13 protein-coding genes are annotated in these 20,354 nt (G+C 66.4%); 8 read left to right on the top strand and 5 right to left on the bottom strand.

Annotated features, from left to right (window positions below; translation table 11 throughout):
- Positions 1 to 27: 27 nt before the first annotated feature.
- From A1D30_RS18930 to A1D30_RS18920, 3 genes are all read right to left on the bottom strand, one after another.
- A complete protein-coding gene (locus A1D30_RS18930; RefSeq protein ID WP_063462263.1) occupies positions 28 to 564 on the bottom strand; it encodes an SRPBCC family protein in 537 nt (178 codons plus the stop codon).
- Between the two features lie 26 nt (positions 565 to 590).
- Positions 591 to 1,007 (bottom strand): YciI family protein, encoded by a 417-nt coding sequence (locus tag A1D30_RS18925; RefSeq protein WP_063462262.1) that lies wholly within the window; start codon positions 1,005 to 1,007, stop codon positions 591 to 593.
- Positions 1,008 to 1,643: 636 nt separating this feature from the next.
- On the bottom strand, positions 1,644 to 2,729 hold the full coding sequence (locus A1D30_RS18920) for an IS630 family transposase (RefSeq protein WP_063462293.1): 1,086 nt from the start codon (positions 2,727 to 2,729) through the stop codon (positions 1,644 to 1,646).
- Positions 2,730 to 3,038: 309 nt separating this feature from the next.
- Between A1D30_RS18920 and A1D30_RS18915 the strand changes: the two genes are divergently transcribed.
- Genes A1D30_RS18915 through A1D30_RS18905 form a run of 3 tightly spaced genes read left to right on the top strand, consistent with a single transcriptional unit; the run spans position 3,039 to position 7,442 of the window.
- A complete protein-coding gene (locus A1D30_RS18915) occupies positions 3,039 to 4,964 on the top strand; it encodes a TonB-dependent receptor (protein WP_242421943.1) in 1,926 nt (641 codons plus the stop codon).
- Between the two features lie 37 nt (positions 4,965 to 5,001).
- Positions 5,002 to 5,520 carry a YfiR family protein gene (locus A1D30_RS18910; protein ID WP_242421942.1) on the top strand — a complete coding sequence of 173 codons (519 nt, stop codon included), beginning with the start codon at positions 5,002 to 5,004 and terminating at the stop codon, positions 5,518 to 5,520.
- Positions 5,517 to 7,442, top strand: coding sequence for an EAL domain-containing protein (locus A1D30_RS18905; protein ID WP_063462261.1), 1,926 nt, complete (start codon positions 5,517 to 5,519; stop codon positions 7,440 to 7,442). Before A1D30_RS18910 ends, A1D30_RS18905 begins: the two co-directional genes overlap by 4 nt.
- 13 nt (positions 7,443 to 7,455) lie before the next feature.
- Here A1D30_RS18905 and A1D30_RS18900 read toward each other — a convergent pair whose 3' ends face one another.
- The gene (locus tag A1D30_RS18900; protein ID WP_063462260.1) at positions 7,456 to 7,821 is read right to left on the bottom strand and encodes a YciI family protein; all 366 of its coding nucleotides are present in this window, start codon (positions 7,819 to 7,821) and stop codon (positions 7,456 to 7,458) included.
- A 412-nt stretch (positions 7,822 to 8,233) separates the two neighbouring features.
- Between A1D30_RS18900 and leuA the strand changes: the two genes are divergently transcribed.
- The 4 genes from leuA to A1D30_RS18880 all read left to right on the top strand — a co-directional run bounded on the left by leuA (position 8,234) and on the right by A1D30_RS18880 (position 17,040).
- Positions 8,234 to 9,934 carry a 2-isopropylmalate synthase gene (gene leuA, locus A1D30_RS18895; RefSeq protein WP_063462290.1) on the top strand — a complete coding sequence of 567 codons (1,701 nt, stop codon included), beginning with the start codon at positions 8,234 to 8,236 and terminating at the stop codon, positions 9,932 to 9,934.
- A gap of 143 nt (positions 9,935 to 10,077) precedes the next feature.
- Positions 10,078 to 10,581, top strand: a complete 504-nt coding sequence (locus tag A1D30_RS18890; protein WP_063462259.1) for a C40 family peptidase — start codon at positions 10,078 to 10,080, stop codon at positions 10,579 to 10,581.
- A 167-nt stretch (positions 10,582 to 10,748) separates the two neighbouring features.
- A complete protein-coding gene (locus A1D30_RS18885; protein WP_063462258.1) occupies positions 10,749 to 11,849 on the top strand; it encodes a 3-deoxy-7-phosphoheptulonate synthase in 1,101 nt (366 codons plus the stop codon).
- A gap of 307 nt (positions 11,850 to 12,156) precedes the next feature.
- A complete protein-coding gene (locus A1D30_RS18880) occupies positions 12,157 to 17,040 on the top strand; it encodes an EAL domain-containing protein (protein ID WP_063462257.1) in 4,884 nt (1,627 codons plus the stop codon).
- Positions 17,041 to 18,088: 1,048 nt separating this feature from the next.
- Here the strand turns inward: A1D30_RS18880 and A1D30_RS18875 are convergent.
- On the bottom strand, positions 18,089 to 18,625 hold the full coding sequence (locus A1D30_RS18875; protein WP_063462256.1) for a Spy/CpxP family protein refolding chaperone: 537 nt from the start codon (positions 18,623 to 18,625) through the stop codon (positions 18,089 to 18,091).
- Positions 18,626 to 18,977: 352 nt separating this feature from the next.
- Between A1D30_RS18875 and A1D30_RS18870 the strand changes: the two genes are divergently transcribed.
- Positions 18,978 to 20,051 carry a recombination-associated protein RdgC gene (locus tag A1D30_RS18870; RefSeq protein WP_063462255.1) on the top strand — a complete coding sequence of 358 codons (1,074 nt, stop codon included), beginning with the start codon at positions 18,978 to 18,980 and terminating at the stop codon, positions 20,049 to 20,051.
- The last annotated feature ends 303 nt before the right edge of the window (positions 20,052 to 20,354 follow it).

The raw sequence follows: 20,354 nt of genomic DNA, 5'->3' as shown, positions 1-20,354 counted from the left end.
GCGTTTGCAAAGGTGGTGGGTCAATCCTCAGCCCGCTGGCTTTGTCGCCACCGTCTGCAGATTGACCAAGCCGTCCTCGAAGTCCTGCCCCACCATGCGGTCCATGTTGAAGAACAGGTGGGCGATCTTGGCGAGGTAAGGCACCGGGCCCTGCATGGCCCAGGTGACGCGGGTGGCGCCGGTGCCCTCGGGCAACAGCGTGAACTCGACCTGGTTGTGTGCTTCGAACGGAGCCACGAAGTCGAGCTTCATCGCCACACGCGCCGAAGCGGTAGCGTCCACGATCTCCATGCTGCCGGTGCCTACCTTGTCGCCCTGCCAGGCGTAGCGCGCGCCAGGGCCGACCGTATTGGCGCTGTACTCACCCTTGATGGCCGGGTCCTTGCGCTCGTAGGGGTTCCAGGTGTTGAACTGGCGCAGGTCGTGGATAAGGCCATAGACCCGCTCGGGCGGGGCCGCAATCACACGGCTGCGCTCTACACGGAAAGTGTCAGGACGTGTGGCGGCGTAGGCCAGCAGCAGGGCCAGTGCGGCGAGCAACACCAGGGCGATGGTCTTGATCATGTTGATCTCTCCTGTTCCACCGGCACTCAGCCACGCGCAGCGTCGAGGTCGCGAAAACGTTGCACGGCCTCGCCGGGTGCGAAGTCATCCAGTTCAAAAACCGGGCGCACCTCGATCTCGGCCTCCAGGCCCTCGCCGCGCGGGTTAGGAAAGCGGCGCGCCCATTCCATGGCCTCTTCACGCGAGCGCACCTGGATCAGCGTGTAGCCCGCCAGCAGCTCCTTGGTTTCAGTGAAAGGGCCATCAACCACCGTGCGCTCGCCCCCTTTGCCGTAGCGCACCCGCCAGCCCTGGGCGCTGGCCTTCAGGCCCACGCCATCCAGCAGCACGCCCGCGCGGGCCAGTTCTTCGTGGTACGTACCCATGGCAGCCAAAAGGTCCTCACCGGGCATGACGCCGGCTTCGCTCTCGGGGCTGGCCTTGACCAAAATCATGAATCGCATGGCTTATCTCCTCTGGTGGTGAACAAGTGAATGTGTGAGACGGCAGGTTTTGCCGCTCTCATCCACCACGACGAACGGGGATCGCCAGATTCGACATGCATTTCGACAACCAAGGGTTTTCACTTAGAAAATTGGATGCACCGGAGGACGGGCGCTGGTGTTTCGTGGACCTGGCGGGCGCGGTGGTGATCCCGTCCCGGTTTGAAGATACGCGGCCTTTTCACGACGGCCTGTGCGCCCTGAAGGTGGACCCGGGTGCCTGGCGCAGGCATCGACCGCGAAGGGCGTTTTACTTGCGACGGCAGCTCCCACGACTTGAGCCTGTTTGGCGCCGAGGGCCTGGCAATCACTGCTGTCAAAACCCCTGAACCTCTGTCTCGGAGTTGCCTGCACCGTAGTGCTGCTGTACACCTCTGGCTGGCGCCAGCTGTACCGACGTGGGGGCCTGATTTATGCCGCCCATGCAAGAGAACAAGGCGAAGACTGGAGACCACTCACAAAGACGCTCTCCACAAACCACTGAGCTGCGCGCCTCTGCTTGTTTGGGCTACCCGCCAACTCGCACTTTCCGCTTATTTCCTGGAAGGCACCCCTAGGGAGATCACCGATCCCATCCGCTGCAATCAGCACCACGGGCTAGTGTCCTGAGTTAGAAATTCGCAGACAAAATCTCTCGATACTCGCCAGGATGTCATCGGCAGACTTGACCCACGCGAACGGTTTGGGATCTGAATTGTTCAACTCCAGGTATTGGTGGATTGCCTGCTCAAGCTGTCTTGTCGATCGGTGTGTGCCGCGACGGATGCACTTCTCGGTCAGGGTTGCAAACCAACGCTCCACCTGATTGAGCCAGGACGCGGAGGTTGGCGTGAAGTGCACGTGGAACCTGGGATGTCTTGCAAACCATGCCTTGACCGCAGGGGTCTTGTGCGTGCCGTAGTTGTCCATCACCAAATGCACATCCAACTGGGCTGGCACATTCGCTTCAATGGAGCGCAGGAACTGCAAAAACTCCGTGCTGCGATGGCGCCGGTGTAACTCTCCAATCACTTGGCCCGTGGCAATGTCCAGTGCCGCAAACAGCGTCGTCGTTCCATGGCGCATGTAGTCGTGGGTTCTGCGCTCAGGGATGCCCGGCATCAGCGGCAAGATCGGCTGTGTGCGGTCCAATGCCTGTATTTGACTCTTCTCATCCACGCACAACACCATCGCCTTGAGTGGCGGGTCCATGTACAGGCCGACAATGTCGCGGACCTTTTCGACAAAAAACGGATCACTGGAGAGTTTGAACGTCTCCTGGCGGTGCGGCTGCAAACCGAAAGCCCGCCAGATTCGACTCACAGCCGTCTGTGACATGCCCATTGCGCGGGCCATGGTGCGGCTACTCCAGTGAGTCGCGCCAACTGGCACAGACTCCAGCGTCTTGGCGATCACTGCATCAACGCGCTCATCTTCAATCGTGCGCGGAGCGCCAGGGCGCGGCGCATCCAGCAAACCCTCCAAGCGCAGTTCAACAAAACGGCCCCGCCACTTGGAAACCGTCTGCTGCGTGACCCGCTGGCGCGCTGCCACCACCTTGTTGTCCAGGCCCTCAGCGCACGCGAGCACGATGCGCGCGCGCAGGGCCAAGGCCTGCGCGGTCTTACGGCGCTTGGCCAACGCAATCAATTGCTCTCGCTCCGTTGCGCTCAACACCAATGGAGTCTTTGGTCTTCCGCTCATGGCCACCTCGTCGTGTAACACCCTACACGAATGATTGCCATCAGGGAAAACAATTCAATGAATTTTTAACTCAGGACACTAGATACAATTTGTTAAGAACTGACCCGTCGCTTGACGCGCCCTCCCGCACGCCAGCCTCCGACGAAAGAGCGCAAGCCAGCCACATACGGAGCCCAGCCCATGGCACGAGGATCGAGAAACCCGCCGCAGCAGCCATGGCAGATGGCAGCGCTGGCGTTACTGGCCCCAAGGGTGCTGTCATTGCTTTGCGCCGGGGCTGGGGCCGGGAGCCTGCATGCACAGGTGGCTGTGGCTGACCTGCCGCTGGAGCAACTCATGCAGATGCAGGTCACCACGGCCAGTCGCTATGCTCAAACGGCGCTCGAAGCCCCCGCCGCCGTGAGCGTGGTCACTGCCGACGACATCCGGCTGTTTGGCTACCGAACACTGGCCGAAGTGCTGGGCAGCATGCGCGGGCTGTACATCTCTTATGACCGCGCTTACCACTACCTGGGCACCCGCGGCTTTGCAACCCCGGGCGACTACAACACACGGGTGCTGCTGCTGGTCGATGGAGTGCGTTTCAACGACAACATCTACGACCAGGCGGGCATCGGCAGCGACTTTCCACTGGACCTGGACCTGGTGGACCGGGTGGACCGGGTGGAGTTTGTGCCCGGGCCCGGGTCGGCGGTGTATGGGGCCAATGCATTCTTTGGCGTCATCAATGTGATCACGCGCAAAGGCCGCCAGCTGGCCGGGCCGCAGGTGAGTGCGGAGGCGGGCAGCCACGGCAGCGCCAAGCTGAGGGCTTCGGTGGGCACGACGGATGCGCTGGGAGCAGACTGGCTGGTTTCGGCCACCCGGACCACCAAGCGTGGGGCCGACCAGCGCTACCCCGTCTTCGATACGCCAGAGAACCCTGGCGGCATCGCGCAGAGGCTCGACTACGACCGCAGCACCCAGCTGTTTGTGCGCCGGGCGCACGGGGGGCTGGCGCTCACGCTGGCCCATGGCGAGCGCACCAAGGGCGTGCCCACGGCCGCGTTTTCGCAGGTCTTCAACGACCCGCGCTCGCGCTTCATCGACCAAAGCACGCTGCTGGCGGCCGAATACACCACGCAACTGCAGCCCACGCTGGCCTTTACCGGGCGGCTGCATGCAGGCCGCTACCAGTTTGTGGGCGACTATGTGTACGACTACCCGCCCATCACGCAGAACCGCGACGTGGGCACCGGCCAGTGGTGGGGCACCGAGTGGCAGTGGGTGAGCACGGCGCTGGCGCGCCACAAGCTCTCTTGGGGCCTGGACTACCGGCGCGACACGCGCATCGACCAGACCAATACCGACCTTGCACCGCCCGCCCAGTACCTGGATGCCCGCCGCAAAGGCGACGTGCTGGGCCTGTACTTCCAGGACGAGTTCGCGCTCAGCGCCGACCTCACGCTCCATGCCGGGCTGCGCTGGGGCAAGCAGTCGGGCAGCACAAGCGCCGTCCACCCCCGCCTGGGGCTGGTGTACTGGTGGAACCCCGCCACCGCCGTCAAGCTGCTGCACGGCACGGCCTACCGCCCGCCCAACGCCTACGAGCGCGACTACCGCGTGGACCTGCCGGGTGGCGTAGTGGAAGGAACGGGCTTGCGCTCGGAGCGCGTGCGCACCACCGAGCTGGCGCTGGAACACGCACCCAACGCCGCCAGCCGCTGGCTGCTCACGGCATTCCGCTCGTCCGTGACCGATCTGGTCGCGTTCGACACTTCCAGCCACGCCGATCGGCTCACGGTGGGCAACACCCGTGCCGTGCAGGTGCACGGCCTGGAGGCCGAGGCCGAGCAGCGCTGGCAGGGCGGCCAGCGCGTGCGCGTGGCCTACGGCTGGCAGCGGGCGCGCGACCCCTCGCAGGCCGGGCCGCTCACCAACGCCCCCCGGCACCTGCTCAAGCTGCAGTGGTCGGACACCCTGCGCTGGGGCGCGGTGCCGGGTGTCGGCACGGGGCGCTATGGCATCGAGGCCATCGGCATCGGCCCGCGCAGCACGGTGCGCGGCACCCGCCTGCCCGGGCATGTGCTGACCAATGCCACCTACACCACCCGCGTGGCCGATGTCGATGTGTCGGTGGGGGTCTACAACCTGTTCAACCGCCAGCACGCCGACCCGGCCTCGTTCGAGATCCGCGAGGACACCGTGCGCCAGGACGGGCGGACCTACCGCATCAAGCTCACCTACGCGTTCTGAGCCATGTCCACCCCCCCTGCGCCTACACACAAAGCTGGTGGCCTGGCTGTGGGTGGTGCTGTGCGCGGTGGGCGGGGGCGCCAGCCATGCCAACGAACCCGTGGGCGAGCTGGAGCTGAAGGCCGCCTACATCTTCAACTTCATCCAGTTCATCGAATGGCCCGACAGCGAGGCGGACTCGCCCCAGGAGATGGGCCTGTGCGTGTCGCCCTTCAGCCCGCTCCGGCGCCCCCTGAGTGCGCTGGAGGGCAAACCCGCCAGCAAGGGCCGCACCCTGCGGGTGAAGCTGCTGGAACCCGCCAGCCTGCGCCAGTGCCGCGTGGTGGTGCTGAGCAATGCGGATGTCGAGCCTGCGCTGCGCGCGCTGCGGGCCCTGCCTGCGGCGCACGGCGTGCTCACGGTCTCCGATGAGCTGACCTTCGTCAACCCCGAGATCGTCATCGCATTGGCCCAGCGCGATGGGCGCATCGTGTTCGGCATCAACCCCGATGCGGCCGCGAAGGCGGGGCTCACCATCAGCTCCAGGCTGTTGCGCCTGGCCCGGGCGGGCAAATGACGCCCCTGCAGCCCACCCCCGCCCCCCAGGCACCGGCCCCGCTGCTGCCGCCCATCCTGCTGTCGTCGCGGCTGGTGGCCACGGGCATCCTGTCGGCCGGCCTGGCGCTGCTGACCGTGGTGCTGGCGCTCACGGCCATGGACTACTGGAGCACCCGCAGCTCGATGCTGCAGGACAGCCGCGTGGAGGCCGCCATCGTGGCCGACAACATCTCGGCAGCCGTGATGTTCCGCGACACGGGCACGGCCAACGAAATGCTGGGTGCGCTGCGCTCGTCGTCGATGGTGCTGGCGGCGGGCGTGTACGACAACGATGGCGTGCTGTTTGCCCACTATGTGCGTGACCGCGACCCGGCGTTTCCGACCACGCTGCGCGCGGCGGGCATGAACGGTGCGCTGGAGCGCTCCGGCTGGGAGCGGCTGGAGATCGCCCGCGCCATCCCGGGTGCGGTGGGCACGGCGAACCCCCTGGGCACGCTGTACATCCGCAAGTCAATGCGCGAGCTGCACACCCGGCTGGCCCTGCGTTTTGCCAGCGCACTGCTGGTGGCCGTGTGCGCCATGGGGGTGGCCACGGCCATGGTGCTGCGCAGCCGCGCCGCCGTGCGCGAGGCCGAGCACCGGCTGCACACGCTGGCCCACACCGACGCCGTCACGGGCACCGGCAACCGCCACGCGTTCAACGAGCGGCTGGCCGCCGAGCTGGAGCAGGCACGCAGCCAGGGGCACCGGGTGGCGCTGGTCTACATCGATCTGGACAACTTCAAGACGCTCAACGACACCTTCGGGCATGCCGCAGGTGACGGCCTGCTGCGCCAGGTGGCGCAGCGCCTGCAGTCGGTGGTGCGCAGCGACGACACCATCGCACGCCTGGGCGGCGACGAGTTTGCGCTGATCCTGCGGCTGGACATGGACGACGCCGCGCTGGAGAAATACGCGCAGCGCATCATCGGCGTCTTCCAGGCGGCCTACAGCGAGGTGGGGCAGCAGATGAACGTCACGGGCAGCGCGGGCATTGCGACCTTTCCCGACGATGCGCCCGACATCAACGCCCTGGTGAGCAACGCCGACACCGCCATGTACCGCGCCAAGGAGATGGGCAAGAACCGCTGCGTGCGCTTCGAGCCGTCGATGAACCAGGCCGTGGTGCGGCGCCAGGCCATCGAACATGCGCTGCGCGCCGAGCTGGAGCAGCAGGGCGGCGGGCTGGCACTGCACTACCAGCCGCTGTTTGCCGCGCGCGGCCAGGCCATGGTGGGGGCCGAGGCGCTGCTGCGCTGGACCCACGCCGAGCTGGGCCCGGTGCCGCCACTCGAAGCCGTGTCGGTGGCCGAGGACTGCGGCCTCATCGTGCCGCTGGGCTACTGGGTGCTGCGCACCGCCTGCCGCGACGCCGCGCGCTGGACTGCCCCCGGGCCGCTGCGGGTGGCCGTCAACATCTCGGCGCGCCAGCTGGGCGACCCGCAGTTTCTGGAGCGCGTGATGGACATCCTGCGCGAGGAAGGCCTGCCCGCCCACCTGCTCGAAATCGAACTCACCGAAACCGTGCTGATGGAAAACATGGAGGCGGGCGCGCACACGCTGCACCGCCTGAGCCAGCTGGGCATCCACCTGGCCATTGACGACTTCGGCACAGGCTACTCATCGCTGGCCTACCTGCGCCAGCTGCCGATGCGGCGCCTGAAGATCGACCGCAGCTTTGTGCGCGACCTGCCCGAGCAGGAACACAGCCGCACCATCGTCACCGCCATCGTGGCGCTGGCCCACGGCCTGGGGTTGCAGGTGACCGCCGAGGGCGTGGAAACCCCGCAGCAGGCCGACTACCTGGTGCAGCAAGGCTGCGATGTGCTGCAGGGTTACGTGTTTGCGCGGCCCATGCCGGTGGCGCAGTTTCTGGCGCTGCAGGCGGGTGCCACGGCATAGGGCACAGGGCTGCTCAAGCCTCAGCGCCGTGGTAGCAGGGTGCGACCTCGCGCACCTCCACGGTGGCCCATTCGGCGGCCGGGCAGGCGCGCGCAATGGCCACGGCCTCGTCGCGGGTGGCGCAGTCCAGCAGATAGAAGCCGCCCACCATTTCCTTGGTCTCGGCAAACGGGCCATCCACCAGCCGGGTCTGGCCCTCGCGCACCTGCAGGCGCACGGCCTGGTCGGTGGAGGCCAGCGACTCGGAGGCACGCAGCAGGCCCCGCGCCTGCAGCCCTTCGCCAAACCGCTGCATGCGCGCATAGGCCTCCTGCCCACCCGCCAGCCCCCGTTCAGCGCGCTGGCCGTGGGGTTCCATGATGAGCAGCATGTAGGGCATGGGGGTCTCCTGAACAGAAAGAAAAAGGGGGATGGGACCCACCTGGGCCGCCATCCTGTCAATGGGATTAGCTATTATTTTTATAGCTTAAAGTGCTTGTCTGTCGCGCGGTAGCGGCCAATTTTTATCACATTCTTGCGCGCTGCCGCAGGCCTGTGCTATCTTTGGCCCCCTATGCAACGCAGCATGCTCCTACCCACCCTATCGCTAGGCCTAGTGCCTGGCCGGGGTCTGCCTGCGTTCGCCACCCTCGTTGCCTGATTCGCTCAGCGCAACACCTGATCTCCCCCTGACCCCGGCCCGCGAACCAGCCTTTGCACACGCAAAGGGCTGCAGGGGATGTCACACGTTTTGTTTTCATTTCGTTTGACCTGCTGTGCACACCGTGCACACACCGTTCGTGGAGCCTCTCATGATTGCCAAGCCCGCCACCAAGTACCAGCCCATCGCCCCCATTGCGCTCGCCGACCGCCAATGGCCCAGCCGCAGCATCACCCGCGCACCCCGGTGGCTCTCCACCGACCTGCGCGACGGCAACCAGGCGCTGTTCGAGCCGATGAACGGCGAGCGCAAGATGAAGCTCTTTGCCGAGCTGGTGCGCATCGGCTTCAAGGAGATCGAGGTCGGTTTTCCGGCAGCATCGCAGACCGACTTCGACTTTGTGCGCCGCCTCATCGACGAGAACCTCATCCCCGACGACGTGACCCTCATGGTCATGACCCAGTCGCGCGAAGACCTGATCGCTCGCACCGTCGAGGCTGTGCAGGGCGCGCCACGCGCCATCGTGCACCTCTACAACGCCACCGCACCCGCCTGGCGGCGCATCGTGTTCGGCATGAACGTGACGCAGGTGATGCAGCTCATCGCGCACCACGTGGGCTACCTCAAGCAGCTGACCGATACGCAGCCCGAAACGCAGTGGACCTTGCAATACTCACCCGAGACCTTCAGCGCCACCGAACTCAGCGTGTCCCTCAAGGCCTGCCAGACCGCGATTGCCGCGTGGAACGCTGGCCCCGGTCGCCCCATCATCATCAACCTGCCCACCACGGTGGAGAACGCCACGCCCAACGTGTTTGCCGACCAGATCGAGTGGATGGACCGGCACCTTGCGCCGCGCGAGCACATCGTGCTCTCGGTGCACCCGCACAACGACCGGGGCACGGGCGTGGCGGCGGCAGAACTCGCGATGATGGCCGGCGCCGACCGCGTGGAAGGCTGCCTCTTCGGCAACGGCGAGCGCTGCGGCAACGTGGACATCGTGACCCTGGCGCTCAACCTCTACACACAGGGCGTGCACCCGAACCTCGACTTCTCGGACATCACCTCGGTCGCGCGCATTGCCGAGGAATGCACCTCGCTGCCCGTGCACCCGCGCCACCCGTATGCGGGCGACCTGGTGTTCACCGCGTTCTCGGGCTCGCACCAGGATGCGATCAAGAAGGGCTTTGCCGCGCAGGACCCGAATGCGCTGTGGGAGGTGCCCTATTTGCCCATCGACCCCGCCGACCTCGGCCGCACCTACGACAGCGTGATCCGCGTGAACAGCCAGTCGGGCAAGGGCGGCATTGCCTTCTTGCTGGAGCGTGAACACGGCGTGGTGATGCCGCGCCGCATGCAGGTGGAGTTCAGCGCCGTGGTGCAGCGCCAGACCGATGCGAGCGAAGGCGAGATGACGGGCGATGCGCTGTGGAGCCTGTTCCAGGCCACCTACCTGCGGGCCCCCGCGCAGGCTGCCATCACCTGCCACAGCCACAAGCTCGATGAAGACGGCCAGGGCATCGAGCTGGACGTGACCATCGACGGCACACGCCAGACGCTGCGCGGCCAGGGCAACGGCCCGATTGCCGCCACGGTGGATGCGCTGGGCCTGCCGCTGCGCGTGGACCACTACGAGGAACGCGCCACCGGCACCGGCGCCAACGCGCAGGCACTGGCGATTGTGGAAGCCGCGATGGAGGGCGTGGCCGGTGCCACCTTTGGCGCGGGGGCCAGCCACAACATCGTGACTGCCTCGGTGCTGGCCATTGTGGGCGTGGCCAACCGCTTGATGGCGCGGCGCCCGCAGGCCACGGCAGGGGCCACGGCGGCCCCGATGGCGCATGTGGATTGAGCAGCGGGTGGTGACGGGGGTACTATCAAAACAGTAGCTGTCAGCGCTTGATGGTCGCGCGCAGGCAGCACTTTTGAGCAATATCCCCAGCCTGTGGACGGGGTAGGGGCCCGCCCCGCGCCCCATCCGTTACCCTTCGGCCCATGCGCGTTTTTCACCGCCTGGCTTTTGCCACCTGCACCGCCGCCCTGCTGGTCCTTGCCGGATGTGGCACCTCACGGCCCCCGCCGTCGCCCACATCCAGTGCGCCCCTGCGCACCACGCCGCCGCTCACAGCCGAGCAGGCGCACGACATCGCCATCCACGCACTGGGCCTGGTGGGCACGCCCTACCGCTTTGGCGGCAACACGCCCGACTCGGGCTTTGACTGCAGTGGCCTCATCGGCTACGTGTACCGCAACCAGGTGGGCACGCCGCCGCCACGCACGGTGGCGCAGCTCAACACCTGGGGCGCCCCCATCGACAGCAACGAGCTGCGCACGGGCGACCTGGTGGTGTTCGGCACCGGCCGCCAGCCCAGCCATGCGGGCATCTACGTGGGCGAGGGGCGGTTTGTGCACGCGCCGTCCACCGGCGGCACGGTGCGGCTGGATCACCTGCAGTCGCGCCACTGGGCGCGGCAGAATGCGGCGTTTCGCAGACCGTAGAGGCTCCCCCTGAGTCGCCTTCGGCGCCTTCCCCCTGAGGGGGACGACGCACTCGCTGCGGGGCGGCCCTTGCTCTGCGTCACTGGCCTGGGCAGCGCCAGTTCCGGGCTGTGTGACCACATCCTTGGCCAGTGGACAACGGCGGCTCCGCGACAATCGGGGCCACCATGACCCACGCACACCGCTCCGCCACCCCCATTTCCACCCACGACACGACGCGCATCGATGACACGCGCATCAAGGCCGTGCGCCCGCTGATCACGCCGGCGCTGCTGCAGGAATGGTTGCCCACGCCCGATGCGGCGCAGACCCTGGTCGAGACCAGCCGTGCCGCCATTTCGCGCATCCTGCATGGGCAGGATGACCGGCTCATCGTGGTGGTGGGGCCTTGCTCCATCCACGACCATGGCCAGGCCATGGACTATGCGCACCAGCTCAAGGTGCAGGCCGATGCGCTGGCGGACGACCTGCTCATCGTGATGCGGGTGTACTTTGAAAAGCCGCGCACCACTGTGGGCTGGAAGGGCTACATCAACGACCCGCACCTGGATGGCAGTTTTGCCATCAACGAAGGCCTGGAGCTGGCGCGCCAGCTGCTGCTGGATGTGCTGGCGCTGGGCCTGCCGGTGGGCACCGAATTCCTGGACCTGCTCTCTCCACAGTTCATCAGCGACCTGGTGAGCTGGGGCGCGATTGGCGCGCGCACCACCGAGAGCCAGAGCCACCGGCAGCTGGCCAGCGGGCTGTCGTGCCCCGTGGGGTTCAAGAACGGTACCGACGGGGGCGTGAAGGTGGCGAGCGATGCCATCCAGGCGGCCAGCGCCGCGCACGCGTTCATGGGCATGACCAAGATGGGCCAGGCCGCGATCTTCGAGACGCGGGGCAACAACGACTGCCACGTGATCCTGCGCGGCGGCAAGCAGCCCAACTACAGCGCGGCCGATGTGAACGCCACCTGCGCCGTGCTCAAGGCCGCAGGCCTGCGCGAGCAGGTGATGATTGACGTGAGCCACGCCAACAGCAGCAAGCAGCACCAGCGCCAGATCACGGTGGCAGACGACGTGGCGCAACAGATTGCCGCAGGCGACATACGCATCACCGGTCTGATGATCGAGAGCCACCTGCAGGAAGGCCGCCAGGACATCGTGGCGGGCCAGCCGCTCACGCCCGGCGTGTCGGTGACGGATGCCTGCATCAGCCTGGCGCAGACGGTGCCGGTGCTCGAAAGCCTGGCCGCCGCCGTGCGTGCCCGCCGCGCACGCACCTGACAGCAAGGGGCAAGCCCCGAGCGCGGCGGGGCCTGCGGGGTACAGGGATGCAGGGGCCCATTTCATTTGGGGCAAACCCCCATGCAGTGCCCCGGCGGGGGGTGCCCGTGCGGTGTAGCATTGCCCTTGCGACCCGGGGGGCTGCCGCCCCCCGGATTTTTCACTGTGGTGCAGGCATTGAGCCTGTGCCCGCCTGCTGCCCGACTGCCTTGTTGTTCCCACTGCCCTGCGCCTGCCTACGCACCCCGGTCGCCCTGCCCCGGCGGTGCCAGTGCACGCGCCTGTGCACCGTGGTTGCCTGACGACCATGCCACCAGCGCAAGCCACCGCAGAAGCCGCCAGGCTCCAGGCACTGCAGTCTTACGCCATCCTCGACACCCCGGCCGAAGAGAGTTTTGACCAGCTGGCCAAGCTGGCGGCACAGGTGTGCCACTGCCCCATGGCGGTTGTCAACTTTGTGGACCACGAGCGGCAGTGGTTCAAGGCCACCGTGGGTGTGCCTTTTCGCGAAACCGACCGCGCGATTGCGTTCTGCGCCCATGCCCTCAGTGGCAGCCGCGAGCCCCGCGTGGTACCCGATGCCCGGCTGGACCCCAGCTTTGCCCACAACCCGCTGGTGCAGGATGAACCGCACATCCGCTTCTATGCCTGCGTTCCGCTGGTGACGAACGAGGGGTTTGCGCTGGGCACCCTGGCGGTGCTTGACTCTGTGCCGCGCAGTCTGTCGCCCGAGCAACTGGAGGGCCTGCGCATCCTGGCCGAGCAGACCATGATGCAGCTGGAGCTGCGGCGCCAGAAGCAGTTGCTGGGTGAGCTGGTGCAGCAGCGCGACCAGATGCACGCAGAGCTGGCCGCGCAGGGCGAGGCGCTGCGCGTGACGGGGCAGATTGCGCGGGTTGGTGGCTGGACGGTCGAGCTGCCCGGCATGCAGCTGAGCTGGTCGGACGAAATCGTTGCCGCCTACGGCATTGCACAGCGCACGGGCTCGGCCGCCCAGCTGCTGCAGCTGTACACCCTGTCGCACCGCGCGGCGGTGCAGAAGGCGTTTGACGACTGCGTGCTGAAGGGCACGCCGTTTGACATCGAGGCCGAGGTGATGATGCCCGGCGACCGGCATTTCTGGGTGCGCACGGCGGGCCAGGCGGTGTGTGATGCCGACGGCCACATCGTGCGCGTGCAAGGCGCGTTCCAGGACATCTCGGCGCAGCACCAGGCCCACCAGGCGCGGCAGTTCAGCGAAGAGCGTTTTCACCTGGTGTCGCGCGCCACGGCCGATGCCGTGTGGGACTGGAACCTGCACACCGATGCGATGTGGTGGAACGAGGGCATACAGAACCTGTTTGGCGTGCCGCTGGACCAGCTGCCGCCCGACAGCACCTCATGGACCCTGCGCCTGCACCCCGACGACAGCGCTGCGGTGCTCGACGGCATCCATGCGGCCATCGACGGTTCAGCCAACCACTGGTCGGACGAATACCGCTTTCGCCGCCAGGACGGCAGCTACGCCTGGGTGCTGGACCGCGGCTTTCTGATCCGCGATCTGCAGGGCAGGGCGGTGCGGATGGTCGGCGGCATGACCGACATCAGCGCCCAGAAGCTGGCCGACCTGGATGCCCAGCGCGATGCGCAGAACCATGCCGAGCTGCTGCAGGTGCAGCAGCGCATCTCGTCACTGGACATGCCCTTGCCCGAGGTGTTGCAGCTGGTGGCCAGCACCGTGCTGCGCCAGACCGGGGCGCGCGGCGCGATGGTGGAACTGCTGCAAGGCCGCCAGCTGGTGGCGCAGGCCTCGGCGGGCGACCATGTGCGGCCTGTGGGCAACCTGCTGCCGGTGGACCAGAGCCTGCTCTGGCCCGCGCTCAGCCAGGGCCAGACCGTGGTGTGCAACGACACCGAGGCCGAGGGCTGGGACATGGCCTCGATGCCGCACCGCCACGGCGTTCTGTCGGTGATGGCCGTGCCGCTGCGCAGTGGCGACGCCATCGTGGGTTCGCTCAAGGTCACCTCAGACAGGACCAACGCGTTCTCGCGCCGCGACGTGGCCCACCTGGAGATCCTCACCGAATCCCTGGGTGCCATGGTGCAGCTGCGCCATGTGGCCGGGCAGCTTCACGCGTCCGAGCTGCAGTACCGCATGCTGTTTGACGAGCACCCGCACCCGATGTGGGTGTACGACAAGGAAACGCAGCAGCTGCAGGCGGTGAACCGGTCGATGGAGACCCACTACGGCTACACCGAGGCCGAGCTGCTGACCATGCAGATGACCGACCTGTGGCCGGCCGAGCGGCGCGATGCCATCCGCGCGTCCATCGACGCCATCCCCATGAGCCAGCGCAACAAGCCGGTGATCAGCCGCCATGTCAAAAAGGACGGCTCGTTCATGGACGTGGAGATCACGGCGGGCAGCATCAGCTTCAACGGCCGCCCGGCGCGGCAGGTGCTGGCCACCGACGTGACCGAGCGCCTGCGCACCGAGCGCGAGCTCGCGCGCATGGGCCGCGCACAGCGCCTCTTGAGCGCCTGCAACGAAACCCTGGTGCGCGCCACCTCCGAAACCGCCCTGCTGCAGGCCGTCTGCCAGATTGCGGTGGACATTGGCGGCTACCGCATGGGCTGGGTGGGGTTGGCGCTGGACGATGAACGCAAGTCCATCCAGCCCGTGGCCCACGCGGGCTACAACGAGAACTACCTGGAGAACCTGCGCCTGTCCTGGTCAGCCGACGACCCCTACGGGCGCGGCCCGGCGGGCATGGCCATCCGCTCGGGCCAGCCGGTGATCGTGCAGGACATCCGCACCGAAGGCGACTTCGCCGACTGGACCGAGCGCATGCTGGGCCACGGTTTCCATGGCGTGATCTGCCTGCCCCTGCAGCACCGCGACCAGGACCGCGCGTTTGGCCTGCTCTACCTGTACGCGCCCGACATCCTGCAGATCAGCCCCGAGGAAGCCGCGCTGCTGCAGGAGCTGGCCAGCGACCTGGCGTTTGGCATCACCAGCCTGCGCGCGCACACGGCGCAGCAGCGGCTGCAGGCCTCGGTGCTCAAGGTGGCGGCGGCCGTGTCGGCCAGCACCGGCACCGAGTTTTTTGTGCAGCTGGTGCGCAACATGGCCGACGCCCTCGATGCCCAGGGGGGCTGCGTAGTGCGGCTGCTGCCCGCCACGGCCCAGGGCCAGGCCCCCCGCGTGGTGACGCTGGCCGCCGTGCTCGATGGCCAGATGCTGCCCAACGACGAATACACCCTGGCCGGCACCCCCAGCCTGCTGCTGATGTCGCAGCGCACCCATGTGGTGACCGACAAGGTGCAGCAGCTGTACCCCGAAGCCCCCGTGCTGCGCGCGGTGGGTGCCCAGGCCTATGTGGGCCAGCAGCTGTGCAATGCCGACGGCGAGGTGGTGGGCATCGTCTTCGTGCTGTTCCGCCACGCGATTGCCGACACGGACTTCATCACCTCCACGCTGCAGATCTTTGCCTCGCGTGCGTCGGCCGAGATCGAGCGGCAGCTCGCCGATATCCGCATCCGCCACCAGGCCTCGCTGCTGGACAAGGCGCAGGACGCCATCCTGGTGCGCGACCTGGACCACCGCATCATCTTCTGGAACAAGAGCGCGGAGCGCCTGTACGGCTGGTCGCAGCTGCAGGCGCTGGGGCAGTCCATCGAGACGCTGCTGTACGAAGACCCCACGCATTTCCGGCATGCCACGCAGACAGTGCTGGAGCACGGCGAGTGGACCGGCGAGATTGTGCAGCGCCACCGCGATGGCAGCACCATCGAGGTGGAAGGCCGCTGGACGCTGGTGCGTGGCGACGACGGCCAGCCACAGTCCATCCTGGCCATCAACACCGATATCCGCCAGCGCAAGGCCAGCGAGCGGGAGATCCAGCGCCTGGCGTTCTACGACGCGCTCACCGGCCTGCCCAACCGCATGCTGCTCATGGACCGCATGCACCAGGCCTTGGCCGCCGCGCAGCGGCGCCAGCAGGGCGGGGCGCTGCTGTTCATCGACATGGACAACTTCAAGCAGCTCAACGACACCCTGGGCCACGACCAGGGCGACCTGCTGCTGCAGCAGGTGGCGCAGCGCCTGAACACCTGCGTGCGCGCGGTGGACACGGTGGCGCGCCTGGGCGGCGACGAGTTTGTGGTGATGCTCGAAGAGCTCAGCCCCAAACCCCACGAGCTGGCCATGCACGCCCGCAGCGTAGGCGAAAAAATCCTGACCATGCTGGCCGTGCCGTATGCGCTGGCGGGCTACCAGTACCGCAGCACGCCCAGCATCGGCATTGCGCCGTTCACGGGGGAGCTGGCCAACGTGGGCGAGCTGCTCAAGCAGGCCGACCTGGCCATGTACCAGGCCAAGACCGCCGGGCGCAACACGCTGCGCTTTTTTGACCCCGACATGCAGGCCGTGGTCACGGCCCGTGCCGCGCTGGAGGCCGACCTGCGCTCGGCCCTGGCGCAAGACGAATTTTTGCTGCACTTTCAGCCGCAGATGCACCACAGCGGCCAGTGTGTGGGGGTGGAGGCGCTGGTGCGCTGGGCCCATCCGCAGCGCGGCATGGTCTCGCCCGCGCAGTTCATCCCGCTGGCCGAGGAAACCGGGCTCATTCTGCCCCTGGGCCGCTGGGTGCTGCACAACGCCTGCCAGCAGCTGGCCAGCTGGCAGCAAGACCCGGCCCTGGCCCACCTGACCATGGCCGTGAACGTGAGTTCGCGCCAGTTCCGCCACGCCAGTTTTGTGGACGACGTGGCCCGGGTGCTGGCCATCACGGGCGCACCGTCGGGCCAGCTCAAGCTGGAGCTGACCGAAAGTGTGCTGGTGGAGGACATGGAAACCACCATCGCCACCATGGAGGCGCTGCGCAGCTACGGCGTGGGTTTTTCGCTGGACGACTTTGGCACGGGCTACTCCAGCCTGAGCTATCTCAAGCGCATGCCGCTCAACCAGCTCAAGATCGACCAGAGTTTTGTGCGCGACCTGCTCACCGACCCCAACGACGCCGCGATTGTGGACACCATCATCGGCCTGTCGCGCAGCCTGGGCCTGGAAGTGATCGCCGAAGGCGTGGAAAGCACCGAGCAGCGCGAGCTGCTGGCCCGCGCAGGCTGCCAGCTCTACCAGGGCTACCTGTTCAGCCGCCCCCTGTCGGTGGACCTCCTGGACGCCTTCCTGCGCACTCCGGCTGCGTAGGCTGCCTGCCCCGGGGCGGTTTCCTCGCTTTTCCTTTTACAAAACCTGGATAAAACCACAGCCTTGGCTGTGGTTTTTGCTTTCAGAAGGCGCCGGGGCCATTGCCAAGCCGACGGCCGACCATCCCTGGGCAGCGAAGGCCCTTGGGTTGGGACCCACACAGCACCTCTCCAACGGCCCGGGAGTTGTTCCCTGTCTTTCTTCTTATATCTTTTATAAATACATAGTCGTAGTAGTAAGGGGCGGCCCTTGCTGTGGACAACTGGTTTTTCTGCAGCCTGGGCGCGCACTTAGCCATCTGCCAACTCTGTGCACCGATCCCTGCTCCCGCTGTCACGGCAACGGGGACAAAAGCCAGCGGTCGCCTTTTTCTGTGGATAACCCGGCGCTTGTGCCAGAACTATCCCCAGTTTTACGCACCGGGCGCCAGCCAGGCAAAAATAGTAGTCAAAACTGCCTTCTCCGCGCAATGGATAAGCACTTATAGCTATATAAATGATAGCAATCAGGACTTTCTGCGCAACCAGACACCTGCATTTCCCTGCGCCAGGCACCCGCCCGTCCTGACCGACCCCGACCGATCGGATCGCCGCGCGGAACCCCTTCTCCCTTTTTTTGCCCCCGGCCCGCCGGGGCGCTGCCGTCTTCCCTTGTGCAGGGATGCCTGAGGGGCCCCGGAGTGGGGGTTCTGGTTATTCTTTGATAGCTCTATATATAAATAGCAGTAGTAATAGAGTCGCCCCCTTTCTGTGGACAAGCGCTTTTTCCTGAATGCTGGCGCGGGTTTGCGTCGCCGCAAAGTCTGTGCGGCGTGCTGCACAAAGCGCGGGGCCCAGGTACAACAACTTTTCGGCAGCGGTTGTTCGTGTGGATAACTGCCCGGTTGTGCCAGAACTCTTCCCAGACTTATCCACAATTCGGGGTACTGGCCTCGATTTTTTTGGGGCTCCCGGGACCTGAGAGGCGTCTGCAGAGCGAAAAAAAGCCCGGCGTCTGTGGAAAGACGCCGGGCGGGTGGGGATGCAGCCGTTGGCCGCTGATTCGTGTCTTACTGGGCGGGTGCCGGGCCGGGCTTGCCACCCGCGCCGCCGTGACCGCCATGGTGGCGGCCTTCGCCCCCCTTCATGCCGCCCATGCGGTGCCCTCGGTGCGCCTGGGCGTCAAAGGTCTTTTGCTGCTCGGGCGTCAGCGCGGCGTAGAAGGCCTTGGTGGCCTCGCCCCGGCGGTCGGCCTCGGCGGCATGCTGGGCGCGCAGGGCCCGCATGCGGTCGATGCGCTCGGGGGTGGTGAGCTTGTCCATGTCCTGGCGGTCCAGGCGCGCGGGGCGCTCGCCGGGCTGCAGGGCGGTGGTGAAGGTGGTCCAGGCGGGTTCCTGGGCGGCGGTTAGCTTGAGCTGGGCCTTGAGTTCGGCCAGGTGCTTGGCATGGCGCTGGGCGTGGTCGCCGTGGCGGCGCTCGTGCCGGCCCTCGGGGGCCTTGGCCGAAGCGGCCGGGGGTGTGGCGGGTGGCTGCTGCGCCAAAACGGGCAGGGCCATGGCCGCCAGCAGGGCGGTGGCAGCAAAGCGGCGTTGGAAGGGGAGTGCCATGGTGGGTGTCCTTTCACGGGGGTTGGCTCGCTGCAACGACCGTTTCAGCGATTGAGGTGCAGTGTCTGCCCCGCATGTAACGCCGCCGTGCGCGTTGGATGAGGCTGTGTAAAGTTGTGACAAGAAGCTCCATCGGCGGGCGGCCTGTTCCCCTGGTCCATCAGGGTCAAAATGCCTTCTTCCGCTCGATGGGTAAGTCTTTATAGCTATCAAATTGATAGTTTTTGACGCGCATCAAGCCGCAGCCCCGGCAGCCCTGCACCAGGCCCGGGGTGGCGACCGCCGACAATGGCGGGTACCGAGCCCGTTGGCTTGTTTTTTATTCACCAACGCCCCCAACAAAAGGTTTTCCGTGTTCAAGAACATGATCGTGTACCGCATTGCTCCGCAATGGCAGGTGGAATTGACGCAGGTCGAAGAGGCGCTGGCCAAGGCGCCCTTCATGGAATGTGGCGCCACGCAGGAAAAATCCCTGGGCTGGGTGCCGCCGCGCGGTGAACCGCACGGCCCGCTGGCCGAGTCGGTCGGGGGCCAGTGGATCCTGCGCTTCATGGTCGAATCCAAGGTGCTGCCCGGCAGCGTGCTGGCGCGCAAGGTCAAGGAAAAGGCCGAACGCATCGAGCAGGAAACCGGCCGCAAGCCCGGCAAGAAGGAAAGCAAGGAGCTGAAAGACGAGGCCAAGCTCGACCTGCTGCCCATGGCCTTCACCAAGCAGGGCTCGATGTGGGTGTGGATCGACACCACATCGCGCCTGCTGGTGCTGGACACCTCCAGCCAGGGCCGCGCCGACGAAGTGGTCACGCTGCTGGTCGAATCCCTGCCCGGCCTGTCGGTATCGCTGATCAACACCCAGACCAGCCCGCAAGCGGCCATGTCCCACTGGCTCAAGGAGCAGGAGCCGCCCGTGGGCTTCACCGTGGACCGCGAGTGCGAACTCAAGAGCGCGAATGAAGAGAAGGCCGTGGTGCGCTACGCCCGCCACCCACTGGACATCGAGGAGGTGCAGGCCCACATCGACGCGGGCAAGCTGCCCACCAAACTTGCCCTCACCTGGGACGACCGCGTGAGCTTCATGCTCACCGAAGGCCTGCAGATCAAGAAGGTGTCGTTCCTGGACACGGTGTTCGAAGGCACCAAGTCCGACGACGGCGGTTTTGACACCGACGTGGCGATTGCCACGGGCGAGCTGGTCAAGCTGATCCCCGACCTGATCGAGGCGCTGGGGGGCGAGGCGGAGAGTGGCGTGGCCAGTGCGGCCGATGCGGTGGCAGCCACTGCCACTGCTGCGGCTCCAGCCACGGCTGCACCACGCGCTTCGGCGCCTTCTGTGTCCACGGCACCCGCACGCAAATCAGCTGGTGGCGGCGTGGTGACGGGGCCCCGGGAGGCCCCGGTGGATACGGATCCGGGGGCGGCGCCGTTTTGATGGCGGGATCATCAATCCCCTCGGGGATCTTGCGCTTTGCGCCGTGATCTTCAGCCGGCGTGTGGTGTGTCCGTTGCAGTGGCGTATTGAGCAGGTCGTTTGATGGGGCAACCACTGCCTATTTGTCGCATCCCGGACGATTGCATAGACTCTAAACGCTATCCACTCTTCATGGCCCGAGCTGTTTTGAAGGAGTTGATAGAGTCCTTGCAATCTATCCAGGGAGTGAAGCCATGTTGATTGCCCTGCACAAGAACGCCCGCACCGTTGATTGCCCTGCACAAGAACGCCCGCACCACTCCC

It is taken from the genome of Acidovorax sp. GW101-3H11 (assembly GCF_001633105.1).
Taxonomy (GTDB): Bacteria; Pseudomonadota; Gammaproteobacteria; order Burkholderiales; family Burkholderiaceae_C; genus Acidovorax.
This window is presented reverse-complemented; position numbering and strand designations above follow the sequence as displayed.

Excerpts from the sequence above, each read along its gene's own strand:
- A1D30_RS18930 (WP_063462263.1), bottom strand. The coding sequence starts at position 564 with ATGATCAAGACCATCGCCCTGGTGTTGCTCGCCGCACTGGCCCTGCTG.
- A1D30_RS18925 (WP_063462262.1), bottom strand. The coding sequence starts at position 1,007 with ATGCGATTCATGATTTTGGTCAAGGCCAGCCCCGAGAGCGAAGCCGGC.
- A1D30_RS18920 (WP_063462293.1), bottom strand. The coding sequence starts at position 2,729 with ATGAGCGGAAGACCAAAGACTCCATTGGTGTTGAGCGCAACGGAGCGA.
- A1D30_RS18905 (WP_063462261.1), top strand. The coding sequence starts at position 5,517 with ATGACGCCCCTGCAGCCCACCCCCGCCCCCCAGGCACCGGCCCCGCTG.
- A1D30_RS18900 (WP_063462260.1), bottom strand. The coding sequence starts at position 7,821 with ATGCCCTACATGCTGCTCATCATGGAACCCCACGGCCAGCGCGCTGAA.
- leuA (WP_063462290.1), top strand. The coding sequence starts at position 8,234 with ATGATTGCCAAGCCCGCCACCAAGTACCAGCCCATCGCCCCCATTGCG.
- A1D30_RS18890 (WP_063462259.1), top strand. The coding sequence starts at position 10,078 with ATGCGCGTTTTTCACCGCCTGGCTTTTGCCACCTGCACCGCCGCCCTG.
- A1D30_RS18885 (WP_063462258.1), top strand. The coding sequence starts at position 10,749 with ATGACCCACGCACACCGCTCCGCCACCCCCATTTCCACCCACGACACG.
- A1D30_RS18880 (WP_063462257.1), top strand. The coding sequence starts at position 12,157 with ATGCCACCAGCGCAAGCCACCGCAGAAGCCGCCAGGCTCCAGGCACTG.
- A1D30_RS18875 (WP_063462256.1), bottom strand. The coding sequence starts at position 18,625 with ATGGCACTCCCCTTCCAACGCCGCTTTGCTGCCACCGCCCTGCTGGCG.